Origin of the sequence: Saccharothrix ecbatanensis (assembly GCF_014205015.1) — a bacterium.
Taxonomy (GTDB): domain Bacteria; phylum Actinomycetota; class Actinomycetes; order Mycobacteriales; family Pseudonocardiaceae; genus Actinosynnema; species Actinosynnema ecbatanense.
Genome location: NZ_JACHMO010000001.1, coordinates 4,130,905 through 4,155,073, shown reverse-complemented (window position 1 = coordinate 4,155,073; position 24,169 = coordinate 4,130,905). Strand labels below are relative to the sequence as shown.

The window sequence follows — 24,169 nt, the reverse complement described above, 5'->3', positions numbered from 1 at the left end:
ACAACCCCTCCAGTGGCGACTACACCGAGGACAACCGCGACAACCACCCACCGCCGCCTCCTCCTCCGCCGCGCGACACCCGGACCACCCGGCGTGTGCGCACCCGGACCCGGACCCGCACCCGCACCCGGACCCGCACCCGGACCCGCACCCGGACCCGCACCCGGACCCGGACCCGGACCCGCACCCGGACCCGCTTCCGGACCCGCTTCCGGACCCGCACCCGGACCCGCTTCCGGTCCGGTGGCTTCCGGCTCTGCGGCTTCCGGCTCGGTCGGCGGCTGGCCGTTGGGCGCCTGGCCGTTGGGCGGCTGTCCGGTGGGCGGCTGTCCGGTGGGCGGCTGTCCGGTGGGCGCTTGGTCCGCGGGTGCCTGGCCGGCGGGGGAGGGCCGACCAGGCACCGCCTCGACGCCGGACCCCGATCCGGTCGTCGGCTCCGGTTCACCCGGTTCACCTGGTTCGCGCGGTTCGCGCGGTCCATTGGGTGGCTTCACCCCTGCCGCAAGGTCCCGATGGTGTGACACCGCGTCGGTCACCGTGAACCCCCGGGCACGGCTCCACCCGTCTGCCGAGAGCAGTCGGCCATAATCTCGCGCGTCGCCGGGTCGTTCACGTCGATTCCCTCGGGAATCGGGGTCACGCCTTCACCGCCGAGCGCATTCGGATCCGGATCCGGGTACTCGACGCCCTTGTCACGCATGCATTTCGCGAACTCGCGTGCCTGTTGCAGCGCTTCCTCGCCCAACGGTTTCGGCGCTCCGCCATCAGGCAGGAATTGGCGGCACTTCGCCAGTGCCTCCTGCTGCGTCTGCTGGTCGGCGGGCGACGTCGTCCCCTGCGAGGTGCCGTCGCCACCCTCGTCGTCCGGTGTGCCGCCCGCGTTGAGGTCGACGCCGTTGTCCAGCATGCACTTGGTGAACTTGTCCTCACCCACGCTGCCCGGTGGAGCCTGGCCGGGGCTCGTGGTGGCCGGTGTGGAGATCGAGGCGACCTCCGGCCGCGGGCTGTCCGCCGAGCAACCCCCGACCAGCAATGCGAAGGCGGCGACGAGTGGGAACATGGCCATTCGAGCATTCATCGGTGGTCTCCCCGGTGCGAATGAGCGATGTCCTCAGTTCTACCGATCGGGCTATCTGTGGGCCGTAAGGGTCGTCCTTATGGCCTGCTTATGGCCCCCTGAGCACAATGAGCCGCATGCGAGTTCTGGTGGTGGAGGACGAGGTGATGCTCGCCGAGGCGATCGCCGAGGGGCTGAGGCAGCAGGCGATGGCGGTCGACGTGTGCTTCGACGGCGCCGCCGCGACCGAGCGGGTGGCCGTGACCAGCTACGACGTGGTGGTGCTCGACCGCGATCTGCCCACCGTCCACGGCGACGAGGTGTGCCGCACGATCATCGCCGGCCACAACGACACGAGGGTGATCATGCTGACCGCGGCGCGCAACGTGATGGAGCGCGTCCACGGCCTGGGCATCGGCGCCGACGACTACCTGACCAAACCGTTCGCGCTCGCCGAGCTGGTGGCCCGGGTGCAGGCGCTGGGCAGGCGCGCCCGGCCCGCGCTGCCACCGGTCCTCAGGTGGGCCGGCATCGAGATGAACGTGCCGCGGCACCAAGTCCTCCGTGAGGACAGGTTCATCCACCTGTCCCGCAAGGAGTTCGCGGTCCTGGAAGTGCTGATGCGTGCGGACGGCGCGGTCGTCAGCGCCGAGGAGCTCCTGGAGCAGGCATGGGACGAACACGTCGATCCGTTCACCAACGCGGTGCGGGTGACGATGATGACGCTGCGCAAGAAGCTCGGGCAGCCGGCGGCGATCCGGACGGTGCCGGGAGTGGGGTACCAGCTGGCCGACTGAGCCGCTGGCGGCCGACGTTCCGCACCAGGCTGTCGCTGCTGATCGGCGCCATGCTCCTGGTCAGCGGCGCGTTGCTGCTCGGCGTGAACTACCTGCTGGTGCGCTCGGCGTTGCCGGTGCCCAACAGCGCGCCCACCACGACGAGCCCGCTGACGGTCAGCGAACCGCAGCTCGTCCCGGACGATCCGGCGGGTTCGCAGGCGCAGGTGAGCGAGATGAACATCGCCCAGTACCGGGCCGACGTGCTGCGGACGCTGCTGGTGCAGTCGGGCATCGCGCTGGTGGGTTCGGCGGTGGTCGCCCTGCTGCTCGGCCGCCTGGCCGCCGCGGGCATGCTGCGGCCCGTGCACCAGGTGGTCGCCGCCGCACGCAGGCTGGGCGCCGACAACCTGCACCAGCGCATCCGCCTCAGCGGGCCGAAGGACGAGCTGACCGAGCTGGCCGACACGTTCGACCAGATGCTGTCCCGGTTGGAGAAGTCCTTCGACAGCCAACGCCGGTTCGTGGCGAACGCGTCCCACGAGCTGCGCACCCCGTTGGCCACGCAGCGGACCTTGGTGGAGGTGGCGATGGGGAGGCCGGGTGACAGCGCGTCGTTGCGCGAGCTGGGCGAGCGGCTGCTGGTGATGAACGCGCGCAGCGAAGCCCTGATCGAGGGCCTGCTGGTGCTGGCGAGCAGCGACCAGGGCCTTGAGCACCCGGAGGACATCCGGCTGGACCACGTGGTGGCGCGGGTGGTCGGGGCGTGCCGCCAGGCGTTCGTCGACGCGGCGGTCACCGTGCACACCACCCTGGCGCCGCGGGTGGTGCGCAGCGATCCCGTCCTGCTCGAACAGCTGGTCCGGAACCTGGTCGACAACGCCGTCAAGTACAACAACGGCGGCGCGATCTGGGTCCGGGTAGGCGGGTCACCGGCGCTGGAAGTCGCCAACACCGGCCCGCCCGTGCCGAAGGACAAGATCCCGATGCTGTTCGAGCCGTTCGTGCAGTTGCGCCGGGAGCGCGTGGCGGCGAACCAGGGCGTCGGTCTCGGACTGTCGATCGTCCAATCCATCGCCCGAGCCCACGGCGGCTCCGTCCAAGCCTTACCCCGCCAGGACGGCGGGCTGGTGGTCGGCGTATCGCTGCCGTGAATGCGTTCCTGTGTCGGCGTCAGCTCCCCAACGGACCCAACGGAGGTTCGAAGGTGATGCCCAGGTGCAGGCGGAGACCTTCACGCTGCTCGGCTGTGGCCAGCACCATGATGTCGTCGCCGAAGTCCTGCCGCTCGACGCAACTGAAGTCGCGGGGGTCGTCAGCGGGGAGGAGCGCTTGGATCGCCCGCCGCGCCGCTTGCGTGTCGAGGTAGTCGTTCGACTCCTGCATGACGTCGAACGAGAGCGGCTCGCCGTTGCGCGAGAAGTGCATCGTGCCCAGACCGCTGTCCTCGTCCTCCGGGTCGTCCTTCTCGAAGCGGTAGTCGGAGACGGTGACCGTGCCGTCGGTGAGGCCGGCGGCCTCGTCCAGGAGCCAGTCGTAGTGCTCGTCGGCGAAGTCGACGTCGTTGGCGTGGATGGAGACCGCCACGCCGAAGGATTGGAGCGCACTGGCGACTTCATGGCCTCGCTTGATCGACTCGGTCGCGTACGCGGAGGTCTCGTCGCGCACGCTCCGAGCCTTCGCCTCGCTGATCATCCCGAGCTCGGTCAGGACTTCGGCTATCCGCGCATAGGTGATCGGTAGGGTGTTCTCCACCTGGACATCCTGGCACGAGCCCAAAGATCCTTGATCCGGAGGTAGTCGGCTGATGCGAGCCGAAGTCATCCTGGTCCGGCATGCCCAGCCGCTGATCCCCTCGCCGGGCGGCCCGGACGACTACCACAGGCCGTTGACCGATACGGGCATCGTGCAAGCGGAACGCCTCGTCGACGACCTGGCCCACTTCAGGCCCAGCCTGATCGCCTCCAGCCCGTACCTGCGCGCCATGCAGACCATCGAGCCCACCGCACGCGCGTCAGGCATGCCCGTCCAGACCGACCATGCCTTGCGGGAATGGGACTCCGGACTCGGACCCACCCCCGACTACGCCCGCCACTACGCCGAGAGCTGGGCCGACCCGCACTCGACCCGGCCAGGCGGGGAAAGCCTTCAGCAGCTCACAGAGCGAGCCACCGCGATCCTCGAATCGCTCGCCCGACAACACCCGGACGGGACTGTGGTCGTCGGCAGCCACGGCACGTTCATCTCCAGAGCCCTGGTCGGGTTCGGACTGACCACGATCGACTGGCCCTTCAGCCACGCGATGCCGATGCCGGCGATCTACCGCATCCACGTCACCGACCGCGGGGTGCGAGCCACCGGGCCGGGGCTTTGAGCTAGTGCGAGCCGGTGAGCTGGCCGGTGAGCTTGCTGTGCAGTCGCTCGCTGTGCGGGTTGAGGCCGATGATCTCGGCCTCGATCCCCCGTGCGGCGAACTTCGCGGTGACGGCGTCGAGGGTGGCGACCGCCGAACTGTCCCAGACGTGCGCGTCGGACAAGTCGACCACGACCTTGGTGACGGTGTCGGTGTAGTCGAAGGCGTGCATCAACTCGTTGGTGGAGGCGAAGAACAGCTCACCCGTGACCGCGTAGACGCGGATCGTGCCGTCGGGGTCCAGGACGCTGGAGACGTCGACCAGGTGGGCGACGCGGCGCGCGAAGAAGATCGCGGAGAGCAGCGCGCCGGCGACGACGCCGAGGGCGAGGTTGTGGGTCGCCACCACGGTGCCGACGGTCACGACCATGACCGCGGTCTCGCTGCGGGGAGCGTGGCGCAGCGACTTCGGCTTGACGCTGGTCCAGTCGAACGTGCTGACCGACACGAAGACCATCACCGCGACGAGTGCCGCCATCGGGATCAGCGAGACGACCGGGCCCAGCGCGAAGACCAGGACCAGCAGGAACACGCCGGCGGCCAGGGTGGACAGTCGGGTGCGCCCGCCGGACTTGATGTTGATGATGGACTGGCCGATCATCGCGCAGCCCGCCATGCCGCCGAGGAAGCCCGTGGCGATGTTGGCGATGCCCTGACCGCGCACCTCCACGCCCTTCCGTGAACCGGTGTCGGTGAGGTCGTCCAGCAGTTGCGCGGTCAACAGGGACTCGACCAGACCGACCACGGCCAGCGTCAACGCGTAGGGCGCGATGATCGTCAACGTCTCCAAGGTGAACGGCACCATCGGCAGGCCGAAGAACGGCAGCGCGTCCGGCAGGTCGCCCATGTCCCCGACGGTCGGCACGGCGATGTTCAGGAACACCGTGAGCGAGGTGATCACCACGATCGCGACCAGCGGGGACGGGACCGCCTTGATCAGCCGGGGGAGCAGGTAGATGATCACCAGGCCGAGCACGACCAGGCCGATCACCGGCAGACCGCCGGCGGTGATGTGCGGGATCTGCGCGGTGAACAGCAGGATGGCCAGGGCGTTCACGAAGCCGACCATGACCGTCCGGGGCACGAAACGCATCAGCTTGTGCACGCCGATCAGCCCGAACACGATCTGGAACGCGCCGGTCAGCACGGTGGCGGCGAACAGGTACTCCACCCCGTGGTCGCGCACCAGCGGCACCATGACCAGGGCCATGGCGCCGGTGGCGGCGGAGATCATGCCGGGACGTCCACCGGAGAAGGCGATGATGATCGCGATGGTGAACGACGCGTAGAGGCCGACCTTGGGGTCGACGCCCGCGATGATCGAGAACGACAGCGCCTCGGGGATCAGCGCCAGGGCGACGACCAGGCCGGAGAGCAGGTCGGCGCGCGGGTTGGCGAACCAGTTGACGCGGATCCTCGACAGCAGGGCAGGACGTGCGGGCGCCTCGAACGAGGACAATCAACACCTCGGGACTTGTGCGCGAGCCGGCAGGTGCGACTCGCATGGTGAGCAAGGGGGCGCCCGACGCGCTGTGGCACGCACGGGGAAGTCAGGGTGGGCAGCGGCTTCTCCGGCGCGACCGCGACGAACTCTACCCTGACGTGACAGTAGACCCCAGGTCGAGTGGACCGACCGTGACCAAGCTCTCCACGAGTCCCTGCCCGCCGCGCCTCAGGCCTCGACGACGACGGGGATGACGACGGGGCGGCGGCGGTAGGTGCGTTGGGCCCACATCTGGACTTCGCGTCCGATGAGTCGTTCGAGTTCTTCGATGTCCTTGACGCCGCGTTCGGCTGCGCCGGCGAGGGATCGTTCGATGGCGGTGGTGGCGGGTGTGAAGGTGCCGCCGTCGTGTTCGAAGCCGTGGGCGATGTAGTCGGGTGGTTCGGCGAGGTGGCCGGTGTCGGTGTCGATGAGGGCGACGATGGTGATGACGCCTTCTTCGCCGAGGGTGCGGCGTTGGGCGAGGGAGGCTTCGGTGACGCCGCCGACGGTTTGTCCGTCGACGTAGATGTTGTGGACTTCGACGCGTCCGGTGACGGTGACGCGTCCGTCCTGGAGGTCGATGACGTCGCCGTTGGCGGCGATCGGCACCCGCGCCCGGTCGACGCCGGTGCGGACGGCGAGTTCGGCGTTGGCGCGCAGGTGTCGGGCTTCGCCGTGGACGGGCAGCACGTTGGCGGGTTGGACGATGTTGTAGCAGTAGACGAGTTCGCCGGCGCTGGCGTGTCCGGAGACGTGGACCTTGGCGTTGCCCTTGTGGACGACTTTGGCGCCGAGGTCGGTGAGGCCGTTGATGACGCGGTAGATGGCGTTCTCGTTGCCGGGGATCAGCGAACTCGCCAGCAGCACGGTGTCGCCTTCCTCGACCTGGATGGAGTGGTCGCCGCTGGCCATCCGGGACAGTGCCGCCATCGGTTCGCCCTGGGATCCGGTGCAGACGAGGGTGACCTGGTTGGGGGGCATGCGGTCCATGCGTTTGATGTCCACGACGAGCCCCGGCGGGACTTTCAGGTAGCCGAGTTCGGTGGCGACGGCCATGTTGCGGACCATGGAGCGGCCGACGAAGGCGACTTTGCGGCCGTGGGTGTGGGCGGCGTCGAGGACCTGTTGGATGCGGTGGACGTGGCTTGCGAAGCTGGAGACGACGACGCGGCGGGGGGTGGTGCGGAAGACTTCGTCGATGGCGGGGGCGAGGTCGCGTTCGGCGGTGGTGAAGCCGGGGACGTCGGCGTTGGTGGAGTCGACGAGGAACAGGTCGACGCCTTCTTCGCCGAGGCGGGCGAAGCCGCGCAGGTCGGTGATGCGCCCGTCGAGGGGGAATTGGTCCATTTTGAAGTCGCCGGTGTGCAGGACGAGGCCGGCGGCGGTGCGGATGGCGATCGCCAGACCATCCGGGATGGAGTGGTTGACGGCGAGGAATTCCAGGTCGAACGGCCCGCGGGTGAGTTCCTGGCCTTCGGCGACCTCGACGGTGACGGGGACGATGCGGTGCTCGACCAGCTTCGCGCGGAGCAGGCTCAACGTGAGGCGGGAGCCGATGATGGGGATGTCGGGGCGTTCGCGGAGCAGGTAGGGGACGCCGCCGATGTGGTCTTCGTGGCCGTGGGTGAGGACGACGGCGACGATGTCGGCGAGGCGGCTCCGGAGGCTGGTCCAGTCGGGGAGGATGACGTCGACGCCGGGCTGGTGTTCTTCGGGGAACAGGACTCCGCAGTCCACGATCAGCAGTTTGCCGTCGTGCTCGAACACGGTCATGTTGCGGCCGATTTCACCGAGCCCTCCCAGGGCGGTGACGCGCAGCGCGTCGGGGGCGAGGGGCGGCGGAGGGGCGGAGGTTCGAGCCATGGTCACACCCTCACGCTACGTGAGGGTGGGGTAGCGGGTGAAATCGAGCACCCGGTCGGGTGGGATGTTCAGGCGACCGGCAGGTGGGCGCGCAGGGTGCCGGCGAAGTCCTCGGCGATGTGCAACTGGGCCCGCAGCTCCTCGCAGCGTTGCTCCGCGGCGGTGTGGAACCCGGCCAGTCGGTCCAGGTGTTCGGCCCGATCGGCGTCCTCGGCCGCGCTGAGGGCGTCCAGGATGGTCAGCAGTTCGCGCATCTCCTCCAGCTGGAACCCCAGCGGCTTCATGCGCTTGATCACCCCGAGGCGGTCCACGTCGGGCTGGGTGTAGAGCCGGAACCCGCCCTGGCTGCGCGCGCTGGGCACGACCAGTCCGACTTCCTCGTAGTAGCGGATCGTGCGCAGCGACAGGCCCGTCCGTTCGGCCACCTCGCCGATCTGCATGTGACCGCCCACCAGACCCCTTCCGACGTCGAACGATCCGTCCAGACTACAGTAACGTGAGGGTAGACTTCCGTGGGTATCCGATTGAGCGCAGGAGAATCTGAATGACCACCGCACATCCGGTGACCGCCTCGTCCGCCGATGTGCTGCGGGAGGCGGGGCGGCGGCGCACGTTCGCGGTGATCAGCCATCCGGACGCGGGCAAGTCGACGTTGACCGAGGCGTTGGCGCTGCACGCCCAGGTGATCTCCGAGGCAGGCGCGGTGCACGGCAAGGCCGGCCGGCGCGGCGTGGTGTCGGACTGGATGGAGATGGAGAAGGCGCGTGGGATCTCCATCACCTCGGCGGCGTTGCAGTTCTCCTACGGCGACGCGGTGGTCAACCTGCTCGACACGCCCGGTCACTCCGACTTCTCCGAGGACACCTACCGGGTGCTCGCGGCCGTCGACTCGGCGGTGATGCTGCTGGACGCGGCCAAGGGCCTGGAACCGCAGACGCTGAAGCTGTTCGACGTGTGCCGCCACCGCGGCATCCCGGTGATCACGTTCATCAACAAGTGGGACCGCCCCGGCCGTGACGCGCTGGCGCTGTGCGACGAGCTGGTCGAGCGGATCGGGTTGCAGCCGATGCCGCTGACCTGGCCCGTCGGCGACGCCGGCCACTTCCGCGGCGTGCTGGACCGCCGTGACGGGCAGTTCATCCGCTACGCGCGGACCGCCGGCGGCGCCACCGCGGCGGGCCAGGAACGCCTCAGCGCCGCGCAGGCGGAGGCCGAGGAGGGCGCGGACTGGGTCCGTGCGGTGGAGGAGGTCGACCTGCTGTCCGCCTCGGGCGGCGACTTCGACCTCGCGCGCTTCCTCGACGCCACCGCCACCCCGGTGCTGTTCGGGTCCGCGGTGCTGAACTTCGGCGTGAAGCACCTGCTGGACCTGCTCGTGGAACTCGCGCCGCAGCCCACACCGCGCCCGGACGCCCAGGCCAAGCTACGCGACCTGAACGCGCCGTTCTCCGCGTTCGTGTTCAAGGTCCAGACCGGCATGGACCCCTCGCACCGCGACCAGGTCGCCTTCGCGCGCGTCTGCTCCGGCGTGTTCGAGCGCGGCATGGTGGTCACCAACGCCACCACCGGCAAACCGTTCGCCACCAAGTACGTCCAGCAGGTCTTCGGTCAGCAGCGCTCCACATTGGACACTGCGTACCCCGGTGATGTGATCGGTCTGGTCAACGCCACCGCGCTGCGCGTCGGCGACACGCTCTACACCGACAAGCCCGCGGTGCGGTTCCCCGGGCTGCCCAGCTTCGCGCCGGCCCACTTCGCGGTCGCCCGACCGGCGGACCTGAGCCGTTCCAAGCAGTTCCGCAAGGGCATCGAGCAGTTGGAGTCCGAGGGCGTGGTGCAGATCCTGCGTTCCCTGCGCCGCGGTGAAGCCGCACCGGTGTTCGCCGCGGTCGGGCCGATGCAGTTCGAGGTCGCCGCCCACCGCCTGGTCGCCGAGTTCAAGTCACCGGTCCGCCTGGAACCCTTGCCCTACACGGTGGTGCGCCGCCTGACCGACCCCGCGCACCGGTCGTTGGTCGACGGCAACCGCAGTGAAGTCCTGACCCGCACCGACGGCGTCGACCTGGCCCTGTTCACCGACTCCACCACCCTGGGCGTCCTGCGCCGCCTGCACCCCGAGGTCGTGGCGGCGCTGGAACCCCTCGTCGCCGGGAACACCTGAGCCGCCATCGTTTACCTGGCGCCGCGCCGGGCCAGCCGCCAGCCGAGCACCGCGCCCGCGACGGCCAGCAGCACGGTCTCCGCGACCGGCGCGCCGCCTCCGGGGACGTCGGGTCCGGCGATCAGCCCTTGCCAGGTCAACACGGCCGTGGTCGCCAAGGTGATGACCAGGCCGGTCACGGCCACGGTCGCGGCCGGGCGGGACGGGACCGGGGCGCCGGTGAGCCAGCGACGGGTGACCGGAGCGGCGGCGGCAGCCAGCGCCGGTGCGACGTGGAAGGTGGTCGTGGGCGAGAGAACCACGAGCAGCACCCACAGCAGCGCGAGCCCGAGCGACGCCGCCACCGGCTGCCACCGCGGAGTCCTGGGCTCGATGGGGGGCAGCTCGGGGGAGTGCTCACGGACGGCCGCCAGCACTTGGTCCATGCCGGGGTTGACCATGGCGTGCGCCCCGACGAACACCGTGGGCACGGTCTCGTTGCCGTCCGCGACCGACCGCACCCGAGCCGCGGCCTCCGGGTCCTCCCAGATGTTGATCTCCCGCAGCGGGAGTCCACTGCTCCGCAGCGGCGCGCGCAGGGCGAGGCAGTAGGGGCAGCCCGGCCGCCAGTAGAACTCGACCACCGTGTCGTGAGCTGTCATGGGAAGGTACTCAACCAGGTCGCCAACGCGCACCACGCCACGTGGGTGCCCTCCGTCGAAAGCGCGCGGGCCGGAGTACCGGTCCTGTTACGGTGAGTAGGAGGATTTCCGGGGGGATTCCAGATGAGCAGCCCTGTGCCGAGCCTTGCGGACACGTCGTCGATGCCCGAGCCAGGGCGTTGGGCCGGGTACGTGACGGCCGTGTGCGCGTTCCTGTTCGCGGTGTCGAGTTTCTACTGGGGATTCGGGGGCACGTTCCTGCTCGACACGGTCGGGAGTGAGGCCGTCCGGTTGGTCGAGGAAGGCAACGTCGGCATCTATGTCGCGGTGTGGTTCGCGGGCTTCGTGAAGGTGGCGGGCGGTGTGCTGGCGCTCGCGTTGGTGCAACCGTGGGGCAGGCGGCTGTTCCGGCACTGGATGCTGCTCATCGCGGGGTGGGGCGCTGCTGTGGCGCTCGTGCTGTACGGCGGCGTGCAGATCGGCATCCAGCTGATGGTGCTGGGCGGAATCCTCGTGCCTCCCGGCGGGATGGACTGGCGCGGCTTCTACGGCCACCTCTACGTCTGGGACCCGTGGTTCATCGTGTGGGGTCTGTTCATGGGCATCACGGCGTTCTACTACACGCGCAACGCGCGGCGCAGGCGGGCACTCGGCACTACCGCGTGATCCGGGAACACGAGCCAGGTCAGTCCCAGTCGATCGTGCCGTCGTCCCGGACCTCCGGGCGGACGCCGTCGATGTCCTTGCCGCGGTCGAGGGCGTCGGCGATCTCGGCGAGCATGTCGGCCACGCTGGACCACAACGGCTTCGCCGCGCCCTCGGTCTCCCGCCACTCCATGACGCAGCCCCGCTCTGGACCGGGACGCAGGTCGACGAACAGGTCGTCGCCGCCGCTGTCGCCGGCGATGGGCACCCACATCGGCGACCAGGAGAGTCGGGTGGGCGAGCCAGCGGGTTTGGCCGACTGCTCCTTGCCCCCCGCGATGTCCAGCATGTCCGCGATGCCCAGCATGACCGAGCGGCAGTCGAGGGCCTCTTCGATCGAGTACGGCGCGTATCCGACCAGCAGGCGGGCGGCCATGGGTTTGGTCGTTCCGCAAGAACGCCGCCACCAAGCGATCAGGTCTTCGGGCAGCTCGCCCACCAGCGCCGCCACCGGCGGGATGTCGGCCTTGCGCGCCGGCACGCCGACGTGCTCGTACGTGGTGGGCGCGTTGGTGCGCAACCACGCCTCGATGCGGTCCCAGCTTTCGTCGACGTCGTGTGACATTCGATCATTGTGCCAACGACCGCCATCCGTTGTCTGGCAAACTGCCCGCAAGTGGACATACTGCTGGTGAAGCTGTTCCTGGCGCCTCTGTTGGTCGTGGCGTCCACGCTGGCCGGGCGACGGTGGGGCGCCGACGTCACGGGGATTCTCGTGGCCCTCCCGATCGTCGCCGGACCGATCCTGTTCATCACGTACCTCCAGCACGGCGCGGACTTCGCCGGCGGCGCGGCAACCGCGTCCCTGTTCGGGCTTGTGTCGCTCGCCGTGTTCGCGGTGGTGTTCTCGTGTGCCGCACGTCGGCTCGGCTGGCTCGCCACGGTGGCCACGAGCTGGGTCGCGGTGCTGGCGGTGGATGTCGCGTTGTCCTTCGTCCACGTCACGGCACCCGTGGCACTTGTGGTCACGCTTGTCGTCACCACAGTCGCGGTGATCTTCATGCCGAGGATCGAGCCGGAACTCCCGGGCGAGGTCGACCGGCGTCCGTCGCCGATGTGGGACCTGCCGGGTCGCGCCGTCGTGACCGGTGTCCTGGTGCTCGGCTTGACCACGGCTTCCGCCGCTCTCGGTCCACAGTGGACCGGGCTGTTGGCGCCCTTCCCCATCGCGACAAGCGTCGTGGCGGCCTTCGTCCACGCCCAACACGGTCCCGTGGTCACCGCGCGGACCCTGTCCGGCGCCCTCATGGGCCTGTTCGGGTTCTCGACGTTCTGCTTCTCGGTCGCCGTTCTCGTCCGTCCGATGGGCGCCGCCGCGTTCGTGCTGGGCGCCGCGGTGACGGTCGCGGTCCAACTACTGGTGTTGCGCACGCGACGGACGCTTGGTCGGCCGAAAGTCGGGCGATAGGTCCGGGCGACAGGTCTCCGCGGAGCCTTGACGGCGCTCGGTCGCGCTGCCAGGATACGCCGCAGTGTTTGCGTAAACATCTTGTGAATCGCAAGTGAACAGCCCGTCGGTCATGAACCCCGCCTTGCCGCTTCGTCGCGATGTTTGCGTAAACAATTAGCCATGGCGAGGCAGCCGAGCCGCAAGTCGAAAGGTCTCCATGCCATCCCACAGACGCTCGGGCCGTGCCGTCGCGGCGTTAATGCTCACCGCCGTGGCGCTCGCCGGCTGTGGCGCCACCGAAGACGCTGAGCCCACCGGCGCGGACGCGGTGCGCGCCGCGCTCGACAAGCCGACCACCCTCACGTTCTGGACGTGGGTGCCGAACATCGAGAAGGCCGTCGACCGGTTCGAGATCGCCCACCCCAAGATCAAGATCGACGTGGTCAACGCCGGTCAGAGCGCGGACCAGTACCAGCGGCTCCAGCACGCGATCAGCGGGCCGGTCGGCGGGCCGGACCTGGCGCAGATCGAGTACTTCGCCCTGCCGCAGTTCGCGATCTCCGGTCAGATCGTGGACCTCACCGAGTACGGCGTGGGCGATCTGAAGCACCGGTTCACCGCGTCGGCGTGGTCGCAGGTGCAGGTGGACGACAAGGTCTACGGCATCCCCCAGGACACCGGGCCGATGGCGATGTTCTACCGCAAGGACATCTTCGACCGGCTGGGCATCGAACCGCCGAAGACTTGGGAGGACTACCGCAAGGCCGGTCGCCGCATCAAGCAGGCGCAACCCGGCACCTTCATCTCCTCGCTGGACCCCCGCAACCCCGGCACGGTCGAGAGCCTCATCTGGCAGGCCGGCGGCAAGCCGTTCGCCACCCGGCCGAACAAGGCGGTCGGGGTCGACCTCACCGCGGACAAGGGTGTCGAGGCGTTCGCCGACACGTGGGGGTCGATGCTCGCGGAGGGCACCGTCGAGCCCGTCACCGAGTGGACCGACGAGTGGTGGCAGGCCATGGCCGACGGGAAGTACGCGACCTGGATGGCCGGCGCGTGGGCGCCCGCGAACCTGGAGAAGTCCATCCCGCAGAGCGCCGGGATGTGGGCCGTGGCGCCGATGCCGCAGTTCGACCCGGCCAAACCGACCGCGGCCGAGCACGGCGGTTCCTCGATCGCGGTCACGTCGAGGAGCAAGCACAAGGCCGCCGCGGTGGCCTTCGCGCAGTGGCTCAACTCCGACCCGGACGGCGCGGCGGCGCTCAACGCCGAGGTGCGCCTGTTCCCGGCGACCACGCAGCTGCTGGACGATCCGTCGTTCCGCGACCGGCCGGCGCCGTTCTTCGGTGGCCAGGCCGTCAACCAGGTCTTCGCCGAGGTGTCGGAGCGGGTGGTCGCCGACTGGCAGTACCTGCCGTACCAGGCCTACGCCAACACCACGTTCGACAGCACGGTGGGCAAGGCGATCGCGGGTGACTCGGATGTGAAGACCGGCTTGGCGCGGTGGCAGGACTCGATCGCGCGTTACGGCGAGGACAACGGCTTCACCGTGTCCGTGGGCTGACGCGCGTGGGTGTCGGCCGGTCCCACCTCTCCGCCGAGGTGGGACCGGCCGACTGCTTCACAGCTCGGTGTGACCGAGCAGGGGGCCGGGCGCGAACCGGGCCACCGGGGACGTCATCACGCCGGTCTCGAAGACGACGATCTCGTTGACGCCCGCGCGCACGACCGGACCCGGCACGTACAGCGTCCGCTGCGGTCCGAGCGACGAGTAGCGGCCGAGGCAGAAGCCGTTGACCCACACCACACCGTTGCCCCAGCCCTTGGTGTCGAGGTGGAGGTCGGCCGGCTCGTCCAGGGTGAACTCGTCGCGGACGAGGACGGGACCGCCGACCTGGCCGGCGAGCGGGGCGCTGTCGACGTGCCACGGCCCGCGCAGCGCGTCGAGGTCGAGCGGCAGGACGTCCCAGTTCCGCATGGGCTCGCCGTCCAGGGTCGCGCCGCCGATGACGCCCTTGGGCTCACCGATGCGCGGGCCGTAGTTGACCCGTCCCCGGTCCTCCACCAGCACCACCAGCTCACCCACGGCCTTGCTGATCCCGAGCGCGCGCTGGTGGTGCTCACGCAGCAGAACCCCGACGGGTTGGCCGTTGAGGAACACCGACGCGCGGTCGCGCACCTCGCCGAAGCACAGCACGGCCGGGCCGGGGTGGTCGATCCACGTGCGCAGCAAGGCGAAGTGCGGCGTGGGGGTGAGCTCGTCGAACGTCGGCAGCGTGCTGTGGTGCTGCCAGGCGCCCCACCGTTCCGGCGAGTCGAGCAGCGGGACGTGGTGGCCCAGCGGAACGGTGAACTCCGGCGCCGGTCGAGCGGCGGGCGGCGGCACGCCCGGCACGTCGTGGTAGCGGGCGATCACTTCGCGGAACGCGTGGTACTTCGCGGTGGGGTTGCCCGCCTCGTCCAGCGGCGCGTCGTAGTCGTACGAGGTGATGGTGGGCCGGTAGACGCCCTTGTCGTTGGCGCCGCTGGTGAGTCCGAAGTTCGTGCCGCCGTGGAACATGTAGAAGTTCACCGACGCGCCCTCCGACAGCAGGGCGTCGAGTTCTGCGGCGGCGTCCTCGGCGGACGTGGTGTGGTGGTGCGAGCCCCAGTAGTCGAACCAGCCGTTCCAGAACTCCGAGCACATCAGCGGCCCGGTCGGCTGGTGCCTGCGCAGCGTGGCCAGGCGTTCGGCACTGCGCGAGCCGAACGACGCCGTCTTGTGCAGCCCGTCGATGCTGCCCGCGGCGAGCATGTCGTCGGTCGGCTGGTCGACGGTGGTCAGCGGCACGGTGATCCCCGCCGCCTTGGTGTACTCCACCAGTGCTTCGAGGTACGTCTTGTCGTCGCCGAACGCGCCGTACTCGTTCTCGATCTGCACGAGGATCACCGGACCGCCGTGCTGCACCTGGACGGGCTCGACCACGGCGTACACGCGTTCGAGGTACTCGCGGACCGCCGCCAGGTAACGGGGTTCGGTCCTGCGGACGCCGACATCGGGGTCGCGGAACAGCCAGGCGGGCAGACCGCCGTTGTCCCACTCCGCGCAGATGAACGGGCCGGGCCGCACGATGGCCTTCATCCCGGCCTCGCCGACCAGCCGCAGGAAGCGGCCCAGGTCCAGCCCGCCGGACAGGTCGAACACGTCCGGGGTCGGCGCGTGTGCGTTCCATGGGACGTAGGTCTCGATGGTGTTCAGGCCCATCCGCCTGGCCTTGTCGATCCGGTCCGCCCAGAGGTCCGGGTGCACGCGGAAGTAGTGCAACGCGCCGGACAGGACGCGGAACGGCCGGCCGTCGAGCAGGAAGTCGCGCTCGCCGATGGTGAAGTCAGGCACGGGATCCTCCGGCGGTGCGCGGCTGGAGCGTGGACCAGGACGGGGCAGGGTGCGTCGCGGAGATGGTCGTTCCTTTCGGGGAGGCCTTCGGGTGGCCCTCGTGCGGGGGCAAGCGGAACGGCCGGCACCCCGCCCGGGCGCCGGCCGTTCCGGGTCGTTCAGCTCGTGGTGACGGTGAACCCCTGCTGGCCGCCGTAGTCGACCAGCGACTTCTGCCAGTCGGCCAGGCTCGGGTCGAGGTGCGACGAGTTCAGGTACGACTTGCCGACCGTGTCGGCGAAGATGCTGTTGGCGTAGAGCTGGTAGGGCAGGTAGCTCCAGCCGGTGGCGACCTGGCCCGCCGAGGCGGTCAGGATCTGGTTGATCTGCTGTCCGCCGAAGTACGCCGACGCCTTGTCCTTGAACGCGGCGGAACCGAGGTCGGCGGTGGTGGCGGGGAAGCCGCCGCTCTCCAGGAACGGCTTGACGCCGTTGTCGTGGTTGAGCCAGCGGACGAAGCCCGCGGCCAACGCCGGGTTGGCGCTCTGCTTGAGCACGGACTGCCCGCCGCCGCCGTTCTCCGCGGTGACCGGCTTGCCGTCGTAGGTGGGCAGCGGCGCCACGGCCCACTTGCCCGCGCCGTCCTTGACGGACGACTCCAGCACGCCCGGCATCCACGCGCCGGCCAGCAGCGTGGAGATGGTGCCGTCACCCAGCGCCTTGTACCACTCGTCGGACCAGCCGTTGATGGACGAGACCAGCTTCTTCTCCACCAGCGGGCTCCACATCGCGGTGAACTTCTTGGTGCCCGCGTCCTGGAGGTTGATCTTCACGGACTTGCCGTCGGTGGTGAACGGCTTGCCGCCCGCCTGCCAGATCATGCTGGTGGTGAAGCCGGCGTCACCGGTGTCGGAGGTGATGTACTTGGTCGGGTCCGCCGCGTGCAGCTTCTCGGCCGCCGCCACGTACTCGTCCCACGTCTTGGGGACCGCGATGCCGTGCTGGTCGAACACCTGCTTGTTGTAGAACAGCGCCATGGGGCCCGAGTCCTGCGGCAGGCCGTACAGACCGCCGCCGACCTTCACCGAACCCCAGGTGGAGGCCGTGTAGTCCTTCTCGAACTCGTTGAAGCCGTACTGGCCGAGGTCGACCAGCGCGCCGGTGAGCGCGAACTGCGGCAGCGCCTGGTACTCGATCTGGGCGACGTCCGGCGCGCCGGAGCCGGCCTTCACGGCGTTCTGGAGCTTGGTGTAGTGGTCGTTGCCGGTGCCCGCGTTGACGTAGTTGACCTTGACGTTCGGGAACTCCTTCTGGAACGCCTCCACCTGGGCCTTGGCCGACGGCGTCCAGCTCCAGTAGGTGAGCTCGCCGCCCGCCTTCAGCGCGGCGTCGACCGCGTCGGGGGTACCGGTGGCACCGCCCGGGGTGGTGCTGTCGGACCCCGAGGAGCAGGCCGCGAGCGCGGCGACGAGCAAGCCCGCCACTGCGACGGCCGCTCTCGCGCGGTGCTTCATGGGTGACATTGTGGCTGTCCTCTCGACACGGTGTTACGACTACTGCTTGACGCTGCCCGCGCTCAGCCCCGACTGCCAGAAGCGCTGGAGCAGGAGGAATGCGGCGACGAGCGGGATGATGGTGAGCACCGATCCGGTGATCACGAGGTGGTAGATCGGTTCCGCGCCGACTCCCGCAGCCTGGGCGCTCCACTGGTTGAGGCCCACGGTCAGCGGGTACCAGTCCGGTTCGCTGAGCATGATCAGCGGCAGGAAGTAGTTGTTCCAGGTCGACACCACGGCGAACAGCGCGACAGTGACGACGCCTGGCAGGAGCAGCCGCAGCGTCACCGTGAGGAAGATCCGCACCTCGCCGGCGCCGTCGATGCGGGCCGCCTCGATCACCTCGTCCGGGACCGCCTCGACGGCGTAGACCCACACCAGGTACAGGCCGAACGGGCTGATCAGCGACGGGATGATGATCGCCCACGGGGTGTTCGTCAGCCCCAGCTTGCTGAACATGAGGAACGTCGGCACGGCCAAGGCGGTGCCGGGGATGGCGATGGCGCCCAGCAGCACGGCGAACACCGCGCGGCGGCCCGGGAAGCGGTACTTGGCCATGCCGTACCCGGCGGCCGTCGCGAGGATGGTCGCGCCGCCCGCGCCGACCACGACGTACAGCAGGGTGTTGCCCAGCCAGCGCAGGAAGATCCCGTCGTCGTGGGTGAACGTCTCGACGATGTTGTCGAACAGCGCGAACGAGTCGCCGAAGGACAGACCCGATGTGTTGAACAGCGCCGGCTGTGTCTTGGTCGCGCTGATCAGCAGCCACGCCAGCGGCACCAGCGTGTAGACCAGGAACAGCGACATGAGGATCGTGAGCACGACGGACTTGCGGGGCCGCAGGAAGGACGATTGGGGGCTCTGCACGGTGCTCACACACCCTTCCGCGTGCCGCGCAGCTGCACGACGTAGGCGATGATCGCGGTGATGACGCCCATGACGATCGCCACGGTGGCCGAGTAGTCGTACTGCTGGCCGCCGAAGGAGAGGTTGTAGGCGTACATGTTGGGTGTGTAGAAGGTGCTGATCACGTTGGGCGCCAGGGCGCGCAGGATGTTGGGCTCGTTGAACAGCTGGAAGCTGCCGATGATCGAGAAGATCGTCGCGATCACCACCGCGCCGCGGATGGCGGGCAGTTTGATGCTCAGGACCGTGCGCATCGTCCCGGCGCCGTCGATGGCCGCCGCCTCGTACAGGTCGTTCGGGACGACCTTCAACGCGGAGTAGAAGATCAGCATGTTGTAGCCGACGAATTCCCAGGTCACGATGTTGCCGATGGACGGGAGGATCCAGTCGTCCGACAGTGGCACGACGGCCTTGCGGCCGAGCCACTCGTTCAGGTCGGCCGCGAGGCCGAAGTTGTCGCCGTAGATGAAGCCCCACATCAGGACCGCGACGACCCCGGGCACGGCGTAGGGCAGGAAGATCACGACCCGGAAGAAGCCGGACGCGTGCAGCCGGGCGCTGTCGATCGCCAACGCCGCCACCAGCGCCAGCAGCAACATGACCGGCACCTGGACCACCAGGAAGAGCAGGACCCGCAGGAACGACTCCCAGAACTTCGCGTCCGTGAGGACCGCCGCGTAGTTGTCCAACCCGACGAACTCCGTGCCGCCGAAGAACACCTGCTCCCGGAACAGGCTCAACCACATCGCGTAGACGATCGGAGCCAGGAACACCAGCGCGAACACCACCAGGAACGGCGCGACGAACAACCAGCCCTTCCGGTCGGGGCGCTGGCGGCGGACACGGCGCGCCGGGGGTGCCGGCGGTGCCGGCGGTGCCTCGACCGGCACCGAGATCGACGTCATCGTCACTCCTGTTGGCCACATGGCGGCGGTGATGTCCACGCAAAATGTTTGCGTAAACATTGGTCGCAGACGCTAACCCGTCGACTCCGGCATGTCCAGGGGCGGGCGTCGATTCAGGTAGGTAACAAGTCGGTCAAGGGGAATCGCGGCGTGGATCATGCTCCACTGTGGACTGCTCGGCTGGCCGTGGGTGGAATGGCGGTCCATGCTGGACGCGATGGCAGTGCAGCGGGATCCGACCGGCTCCGCGCTGGCCGATCTCGTCGCCAGGCAGCGTGACGAGATCGACCGGCTGCGCGCCGCCGCGCGCCGACAGGCCGTGGTCGAGCAGGCCAAAGGGGTGCTCGCCGAGCGGCTGTCGTACCGACCGGACGAGGCGTTCGAGGACATGGTGCGGCTCGCGCAGGCCACGGGCGCCGACCTGGTCGTCATCGCCGCGGGCGTGCTGGGCGTGCCGCCGCCACCGCTGCCGCCCGGACCGCGCCCCGTGCCCAGCGACGGTCATGGCGAACCTGCCCGCGACGGGCCGCGACCCGACATCCCGAAGCCCTCACCGGCTCCGATGGGTGAACGCACGCCGCAGCCCGTGGCCCTCGCGGCGATCGGCACGGCGGCCGACCCCGAGGAACTGGCCGACCTCGTCCGCGAGCACGTCGGCTGCGACGGCGTGCTGGTCTACCTGCTGGAACCCGACGGCGGGATCCGGCTGGAGGCCGCCGCTAACGTGCCCGCCAAGGTGCGGCTGCAGTGGGAGCGGGTGCCGCCGCAGCTGGCGACGGGCGTCCTCGCCGCGGTCCGCAGCGGCCTGCCCCAGTGGCTGCCCGACCTGGCGGAGGCCCGTCGCCGGTACACCCTGGTCGGCGACCCCGAGACGGTGTGGAGGTCACGTGCCTGGCTCCCGTTCCGCGACCGGACGCGCACCGCCGGCGTGATCGGCCTGCTGTGGGCCGACAGCCACGAGTTCTCGGCCGAGGAGCAGTGGGAGCTGGAGGTGCTGACCGGCGCGGCGGGCTCCACGCTGCTGGCGTTGCTGAGCACGGAAGGCGCAGGTCAAGGCCGTAACTGGACGCTGTGGGTCCAGCACATGCTCGACGTGCTGCCCGGCTCGGTGGCGCTGCTCGGCGCGGTCCACGGCCCGGACGGGGGTGTGGTGGACTTCCGGTTCGAGGCCGCCAGCCCCGACGCGGTCGACTTCGCCGGCCGCCGGTACCGGCAACTGGTCGGGCGGACCATCCTCACCAGCTACCCGACGGTCGCGGGGACCGAGCTGTGGGCGGCGTACCACCGCGTGCTCCGCACGGGCGTGCGGGAGGTGCTGGACACCTTCGACTACCAGGAGAACACCCCCGGTCTGCCGCAGTACGGCCGCTACACGCTGACCATCGGCAAGTTCGGCGACGGGCTGATCCTGGCCTGGCACGAGCACGAGGACCCGTTGCAGCTGGAGCGGCTGCGCAGCGTCCAGCGCCTGGGCGACATCGGCTGGGGCGAGTGGAACCTCGTGACCAACGAGATCGACTGGTCCGAGCAGCTCTACGTCATCTTCGACCGCGACCCGGCGCTCGGCCCCATGTCGCTGGACGAGATCCGGCAGTCGGTCGTCCCCGAGGACCTGCCGATCCTCCAGAACGCCGTGCGCCGGATGCTGGAGCAGGGCGAGCGCACCGACTCGGAACTGCACCTGCGCGCCGGCGACCAGATCCGGTGCGGCCGGTTCATCGGCGAACCCGTGCTGGACGTCGAGGGCCGGCCGGTCCGGCTGGACGTCGTGCTCCAGGACGTGACCGCGACCCGGCGCGCGGAGAAGCGGATGTTCGACCTGAGCGAGCAGTTCGCGAAGGAGCACCAGGTGGCGAACCACCTGCGCTCCGCCGTGCTGCCGTTGCCGAGCCGGCCGCTCGAACTGCCCGGGATGCGCGTCGCCGTGCGCTACCTGGCGGCCGAGAAGTGGGCGCAGGTCGGCGGCGACTGGTACCACGCGTTCCCGATCGACGACGGCAGCACGTTGCTCGCGATCGGCGACGTGGCGGGCCACGGCCTGGCGACCGCGGCGGCGATGGCGAAGCTGCGGTTCGCGCTCACCGGCGCCGCGCTCACCAACCCCGACCCGGCCGGTGTCCTCGACGTGCTGAACCGGATGCTGACCAGCGGCGAAGGCATCACGCTGGCGTCGGCGATCGTCAGCCGGTTCGAGCCGACCACCCGCAGGCTGTCGTGGGCGCAAGCCGGCCACCCCACGCCGCTGCTGCTGCGGGCGAACGAGGTGCACCGGCTCGACCGGCCGACGGGCACCATCCTGGGCGCCGTGTCGGGAGCGGTGTACGCGACGGCCCGCACCCACCTCGCCCCCGGTGACACCGTGCTGATGTTCACCGACGGCCTCATCGAACGCCGCCCCTCCTCCGGCGCGCGCGGTGACGACCTGGAACGGCTGATGGAGGAGATCATCGGGTTCATCGCCGACCTGGACCCGGCGGAGATGCCGCAGGCGCTGACCTCCCGCCTGGTCCCCGCCACCCCGCTGGACGACACCTGCATCGTGGCCGCCACCGTCACCGACTGAGCGGCTGATCGCCGAGAGAACTACTTTCGGCTTGAAGCACCCCGCGCGCCGGAACATCTCGCAATTCTGAGAGCGATCAATTCATGACCGCAGAGATTCTGCCTGCGGGTCGTAACACACGAGTCCGTGCTCGCGAGCCAGCGATGCGGCGTGCCCGGATACTTCCTCAGCCTGGCTGTAGGCCATGGTCAGGTACACGATCGGCCCTGAGGCCTCGTCGATGACCGGTGGTGACGCCCAAACGGTGCGGCCGTCGATGTCGTCGGGGTATCGGTCGACGAGCGCCCCGACATAGCCCACGATGCGCGGCGTCGGAGGCACAACGACATCATCCGACTCCAGGTAGCTCTCATAGAGCTCGTCGTAGACGAGGCCCGCTTGGTGGTTGTCGCGCGGGCGTTCACCGTCCCACACCGCAAGGTCATAGCTCACAGGCGAATCGTCGCAGTTGGCGGTTCGGCCGGAGCCGGGAGGCCCTGAGGCCGGCTCCGAAGGCCGGATCTGGCAACGCGTCGCAAGGCTGGTGTCTTATGGCACCGCCAGCGCTTCGATGGGGAGCGGTGGCCCACTCCCACGGCGGCGCCGTAGCCGCCGAACCACGCGCCGACGGCGGCCTCGTGGTCACCGTGACCCTCCCCGGCCCGATGGACGCGGGCGTGACGGCCTGAGCCGCGAGTTCCAGCAATCCCGGCTGGGCGGCGGCCGGTCGGTGCCCGGCCGCCGCCTTGTCCGGAAATAGGGTCAGAGCTTGCCCGCGCCGGCACCCGCCGTGACGGACGATTTGACCGTGCCGACGGCTTCCGCGGTGTAGGTGTACGGGATCGGGGCCACCGTGCCGTTGACCTCACACGGCCCGGACGAGATGAGCGAATTGTCGCGCGCCACCAACCGTCCCGGATCGGAATCCGCATACCCGCTCGCCGACCAGCATGCTTGCCGCACCCGCTCGAAGACGTTGCCCTCCACGAGCAGTCCGGCGTTCATGAGCGAGGCGATGGCGTACGAATCGGCGTTGTTGTCGACATCGGAGTAGTAGTTGTTGAACACGTGGACCGTCTCACCGAAGCGCACCCGGGGACTGCGCTCGAAGGTGTGGTCGAACCAGTTGTGGTGGTACGTGACCCGCAGGTGACCGCGGTCTTCACCGCCGTTGCCGTCGGAGTGGCCGACCAGCGACGTCTTCCAGTGGTTGCGGATGACGTTCCACGACACGGTGATGTAGTCGGCGGCGTGCGTGATGTCCAGCATGCCGTCGTAGTAGTCCGGGTTGTCCTCGATGGTGCTGGACATGGTGTTGTGGTCGATCCAGATGTGCGTGGCGCTCTCGATCTGGATCGCGTCCCGACCCGGCACCCCGCGGATGTTCATGTTCTGGACGATCACGTTCGCCGGGTGCATGTCCTCGATGCCGAGGGTCGTCCCGGAGATGCCCGAGTTGGCGCCGACGCCGCGGATCGTCTTGTTCGCGCTGATCGCGACGGTGCCCGAGCCGCTGAGCATGCCGTTGACCAGGATGGTCCGGGCGCCCGAGGCCTGCGCCTGGGTCTTGAAGTCCGCGAAGGTGCTCACGGTGACGGTCGAGCCGCCCTCGCCGCCGGTGGTGCCGCCGGCCTGCGTCGCCCAGCCGACGATCCCGCCGGGCGGTGGTGGCGGGTCGTCGCCCCCCGCCTCGACGTCGAGGAAGTCGACGTTGGGCAGGCCGTTGGACGTGGTCGGGTTCAGCCGGATGGTGTTGCTGCCCGCGTTCACCGACACGGTCAGCGTCTTGGTCACCCAGGTCGACCACGCGCCCGTGCCCTCGAACGACGGCGTCTGGACCGTCGACCCGTTCACGACCAGGTTGGCGGGACGGGCGGTGGACGTGCCGTTGGCGAACCGGACTCCCACCGTCGCCGTGCCGGCGGCCGAGGCGTTCACCGTGAACTGGGCGTAGCCGCTGGTGGAGTTGGAGCCGTTGCAGAACCCGGTGCCGGAGTAGCCGGACCAGTTGGAATCCACCGAGCCGGAACACACCGCCGGCGACGCCTCCGCCTCGTACCGCGTGGGCGCGGCCTGTGCGGTGGAGGATGCCACTACAACCAATGCGCCGGCTAACAGGCAGACACAGGCGATCAGGGGTCTCACGCGCATGTAAGTCTCCGTAGGGTCGAAAGGCGCTTCTCCTGTGACGGCGGTGGAATAGACCGGTTCATTGACGTGAAACGTCAGAGGTTCGAAAACCGTTTCCCCGTCGGATGCTAGGAGGTCCGCCACCTGCGGTCAACGGCCCGTCCACGGCATTCGGTGGAAAATGCCTGGCTGGTCATACTCGTGAACAAAATCGGCCGGTGTCGGTCACATTCGTGAACCGGTGGGCGTGAGTCAGGAGGCGGATTCGTGAATTGATCGGCGGTGC

General features: G+C 69.3%; 22 protein-coding genes. 8 read left to right on the top strand and 14 right to left on the bottom strand.

Features of this window, described 5'->3' with window-relative positions; genetic code table 11:
- Positions 1 to 19: 19 nt before the first annotated feature.
- Positions 20 to 223 carry a hypothetical protein gene (locus F4560_RS44690; protein ID WP_184921186.1) on the bottom strand — a complete coding sequence of 68 codons (204 nt, stop codon included), beginning with the start codon at positions 221 to 223 and terminating at the stop codon, positions 20 to 22.
- Positions 224 to 532: 309 nt separating this feature from the next.
- Positions 533 to 934 (bottom strand): hypothetical protein, encoded by a 402-nt coding sequence (locus F4560_RS17110; protein ID WP_184921184.1) that lies wholly within the window; start codon positions 932 to 934, stop codon positions 533 to 535.
- A 260-nt stretch (positions 935 to 1,194) separates the two neighbouring features.
- On the opposite strand from F4560_RS17110, the gene F4560_RS17105 reads away from it, so the two are divergent.
- Positions 1,195 to 1,854 carry a response regulator transcription factor gene (locus F4560_RS17105; RefSeq protein ID WP_184921183.1) on the top strand — a complete coding sequence of 220 codons (660 nt, stop codon included), beginning with the start codon at positions 1,195 to 1,197 and terminating at the stop codon, positions 1,852 to 1,854.
- 50 nt (positions 1,855 to 1,904) lie between these two features.
- Complete coding sequence (locus tag F4560_RS17100) at positions 1,905 to 2,987, top strand: sensor histidine kinase (RefSeq protein ID WP_246477829.1); 1,083 nt, start codon at positions 1,905 to 1,907, stop codon at positions 2,985 to 2,987.
- A gap of 19 nt (positions 2,988 to 3,006) precedes the next feature.
- Here the strand turns inward: F4560_RS17100 and F4560_RS17095 are convergent, their stop codons facing one another.
- Entirely contained in the window at positions 3,007 to 3,588 is a 582-nt protein-coding gene (locus tag F4560_RS17095; RefSeq protein ID WP_184921180.1) for a hypothetical protein, read from the bottom strand.
- 52 nt (positions 3,589 to 3,640) lie between these two features.
- Between F4560_RS17095 and F4560_RS17090 the strand changes: the two genes are divergently transcribed.
- On the top strand, positions 3,641 to 4,207 hold the full coding sequence (locus F4560_RS17090; protein ID WP_184921178.1) for a histidine phosphatase family protein: 567 nt from the start codon (positions 3,641 to 3,643) through the stop codon (positions 4,205 to 4,207).
- 1 nt (position 4,208) lies between these two features.
- Here the strand turns inward: F4560_RS17090 and F4560_RS17085 are convergent, their stop codons facing one another.
- The 3 genes from F4560_RS17085 to F4560_RS17075 all read right to left on the bottom strand — a co-directional run bounded on the left by F4560_RS17085 (position 4,209) and on the right by F4560_RS17075 (position 8,047).
- Positions 4,209 to 5,705 carry a SulP family inorganic anion transporter gene (locus F4560_RS17085; RefSeq protein WP_246477828.1) on the bottom strand — a complete coding sequence of 499 codons (1,497 nt, stop codon included), beginning with the start codon at positions 5,703 to 5,705 and terminating at the stop codon, positions 4,209 to 4,211.
- A 213-nt stretch (positions 5,706 to 5,918) separates the two neighbouring features.
- A complete protein-coding gene (locus tag F4560_RS17080; protein ID WP_184921177.1) occupies positions 5,919 to 7,595 on the bottom strand; it encodes a ribonuclease J in 1,677 nt (558 codons plus the stop codon).
- Positions 7,596 to 7,663: 68 nt separating this feature from the next.
- Positions 7,664 to 8,047, bottom strand: coding sequence for a MerR family transcriptional regulator (locus F4560_RS17075; protein ID WP_312869330.1), 384 nt, complete (start codon positions 8,045 to 8,047; stop codon positions 7,664 to 7,666).
- 92 nt (positions 8,048 to 8,139) lie between these two features.
- Between F4560_RS17075 and F4560_RS17070 the strand changes: the two genes are divergently transcribed.
- Positions 8,140 to 9,756 (top strand): peptide chain release factor 3, encoded by a 1,617-nt coding sequence (locus tag F4560_RS17070; RefSeq protein ID WP_184921175.1) that lies wholly within the window; start codon positions 8,140 to 8,142, stop codon positions 9,754 to 9,756.
- Between the two features lie 11 nt (positions 9,757 to 9,767).
- Here F4560_RS17070 and F4560_RS43650 read toward each other — a convergent pair whose 3' ends face one another.
- A complete protein-coding gene (locus tag F4560_RS43650; RefSeq protein WP_221483537.1) occupies positions 9,768 to 10,397 on the bottom strand; it encodes a glutaredoxin domain-containing protein in 630 nt (209 codons plus the stop codon).
- Between the two features lie 123 nt (positions 10,398 to 10,520).
- Here F4560_RS43650 and F4560_RS17060 point away from each other — a divergent pair, with 123 nt between their 5' ends.
- Positions 10,521 to 11,063, top strand: a complete 543-nt coding sequence (locus tag F4560_RS17060; protein WP_184921172.1) for a DUF3995 domain-containing protein — start codon at positions 10,521 to 10,523, stop codon at positions 11,061 to 11,063.
- Between the two features lie 19 nt (positions 11,064 to 11,082).
- Here the strand turns inward: F4560_RS17060 and F4560_RS17055 are convergent, their stop codons facing one another.
- A complete protein-coding gene (locus F4560_RS17055) occupies positions 11,083 to 11,667 on the bottom strand; it encodes an SMI1/KNR4 family protein (protein ID WP_184921170.1) in 585 nt (194 codons plus the stop codon).
- Positions 11,668 to 11,718: 51 nt separating this feature from the next.
- Between F4560_RS17055 and F4560_RS17050 the strand changes: the two genes are divergently transcribed.
- Both F4560_RS17050 and F4560_RS17045 read left to right on the top strand, forming a co-directional pair.
- Positions 11,719 to 12,510, top strand: coding sequence for a hypothetical protein (locus F4560_RS17050; protein ID WP_184921168.1), 792 nt, complete (start codon positions 11,719 to 11,721; stop codon positions 12,508 to 12,510).
- 241 nt (positions 12,511 to 12,751) lie between these two features.
- Positions 12,752 to 14,053: an ABC transporter substrate-binding protein gene (locus F4560_RS17045; protein WP_221483536.1), complete on the top strand. Its 1,302-nt coding sequence runs from the start codon at positions 12,752 to 12,754 to the stop codon at positions 14,051 to 14,053.
- Between the two features lie 57 nt (positions 14,054 to 14,110).
- Here the strand turns inward: F4560_RS17045 and F4560_RS17040 are convergent, their stop codons facing one another.
- From F4560_RS17040 to F4560_RS17025, 4 genes are all read right to left on the bottom strand, one after another.
- Entirely contained in the window at positions 14,111 to 15,865 is a 1,755-nt protein-coding gene (locus F4560_RS17040) for a glycoside hydrolase family 35 protein (RefSeq protein WP_184921164.1), read from the bottom strand.
- A 158-nt stretch (positions 15,866 to 16,023) separates the two neighbouring features.
- The gene (locus F4560_RS17035) at positions 16,024 to 17,367 is read right to left on the bottom strand and encodes an ABC transporter substrate-binding protein (RefSeq protein WP_184921162.1); all 1,344 of its coding nucleotides are present in this window, start codon (positions 17,365 to 17,367) and stop codon (positions 16,024 to 16,026) included.
- A 30-nt stretch (positions 17,368 to 17,397) separates the two neighbouring features.
- Positions 17,398 to 18,207, bottom strand: a complete 810-nt coding sequence (locus F4560_RS17030; protein ID WP_184929121.1) for a carbohydrate ABC transporter permease — start codon at positions 18,205 to 18,207, stop codon at positions 17,398 to 17,400.
- Positions 18,208 to 18,272: 65 nt separating this feature from the next.
- Positions 18,273 to 19,211 carry a carbohydrate ABC transporter permease gene (locus F4560_RS17025; RefSeq protein WP_184921160.1) on the bottom strand — a complete coding sequence of 313 codons (939 nt, stop codon included), beginning with the start codon at positions 19,209 to 19,211 and terminating at the stop codon, positions 18,273 to 18,275.
- Between the two features lie 217 nt (positions 19,212 to 19,428).
- Here F4560_RS17025 and F4560_RS17020 point away from each other — a divergent pair, with 217 nt between their 5' ends.
- On the top strand, positions 19,429 to 21,774 hold the full coding sequence (locus F4560_RS17020; RefSeq protein ID WP_184921158.1) for a SpoIIE family protein phosphatase: 2,346 nt from the start codon (positions 19,429 to 19,431) through the stop codon (positions 21,772 to 21,774).
- 81 nt (positions 21,775 to 21,855) lie between these two features.
- On the opposite strand, the gene F4560_RS17015 is transcribed toward F4560_RS17020, so the two are convergent.
- The gene (locus tag F4560_RS17015) at positions 21,856 to 22,206 is read right to left on the bottom strand and encodes a hypothetical protein (RefSeq protein ID WP_184921156.1); all 351 of its coding nucleotides are present in this window, start codon (positions 22,204 to 22,206) and stop codon (positions 21,856 to 21,858) included.
- A gap of 309 nt (positions 22,207 to 22,515) precedes the next feature.
- On the bottom strand, positions 22,516 to 23,904 hold the full coding sequence (locus tag F4560_RS17010; protein WP_184921154.1) for a pectate lyase family protein: 1,389 nt from the start codon (positions 23,902 to 23,904) through the stop codon (positions 22,516 to 22,518).
- Between the last annotated feature and the right edge of the window lie 265 nt (positions 23,905 to 24,169).

Coding starts and splice junctions, on each gene's coding strand:
- F4560_RS17105 (WP_184921183.1), top strand. CDS start 1,195: ATGCGAGTTCTGGTGGTGGAGGACGAGGTGATGCTCGCCGAGGCGATC.
- F4560_RS17055 (WP_184921170.1), bottom strand. CDS start 11,667: ATGTCACACGACGTCGACGAAAGCTGGGACCGCATCGAGGCGTGGTTG.
- F4560_RS43650 (WP_221483537.1), bottom strand. CDS start 10,397: ATGACAGCTCACGACACGGTGGTCGAGTTCTACTGGCGGCCGGGCTGC.
- F4560_RS17070 (WP_184921175.1), top strand. CDS start 8,140: ATGACCACCGCACATCCGGTGACCGCCTCGTCCGCCGATGTGCTGCGG.
- F4560_RS17030 (WP_184929121.1), bottom strand. CDS start 18,207: ATGTCGCTGTTCCTGGTCTACACGCTGGTGCCGCTGGCGTGGCTGCTG.
- F4560_RS17035 (WP_184921162.1), bottom strand. CDS start 17,367: ATGTCACCCATGAAGCACCGCGCGAGAGCGGCCGTCGCAGTGGCGGGC.
- F4560_RS17100 (WP_246477829.1), top strand. CDS start 1,905: ATGCTCCTGGTCAGCGGCGCGTTGCTGCTCGGCGTGAACTACCTGCTG.
- F4560_RS17060 (WP_184921172.1), top strand. CDS start 10,521: ATGAGCAGCCCTGTGCCGAGCCTTGCGGACACGTCGTCGATGCCCGAG.
- F4560_RS17025 (WP_184921160.1), bottom strand. CDS start 19,211: ATGACGTCGATCTCGGTGCCGGTCGAGGCACCGCCGGCACCGCCGGCA.
- F4560_RS17090 (WP_184921178.1), top strand. CDS start 3,641: ATGCGAGCCGAAGTCATCCTGGTCCGGCATGCCCAGCCGCTGATCCCC.
- F4560_RS17010 (WP_184921154.1), bottom strand. CDS start 23,904: ATGCGCGTGAGACCCCTGATCGCCTGTGTCTGCCTGTTAGCCGGCGCA.
- F4560_RS17080 (WP_184921177.1), bottom strand. CDS start 7,595: ATGGCTCGAACCTCCGCCCCTCCGCCGCCCCTCGCCCCCGACGCGCTG.
- F4560_RS17045 (WP_221483536.1), top strand. CDS start 12,752: ATGCTCACCGCCGTGGCGCTCGCCGGCTGTGGCGCCACCGAAGACGCT.
- F4560_RS17020 (WP_184921158.1), top strand. CDS start 19,429: ATGGCAGTGCAGCGGGATCCGACCGGCTCCGCGCTGGCCGATCTCGTC.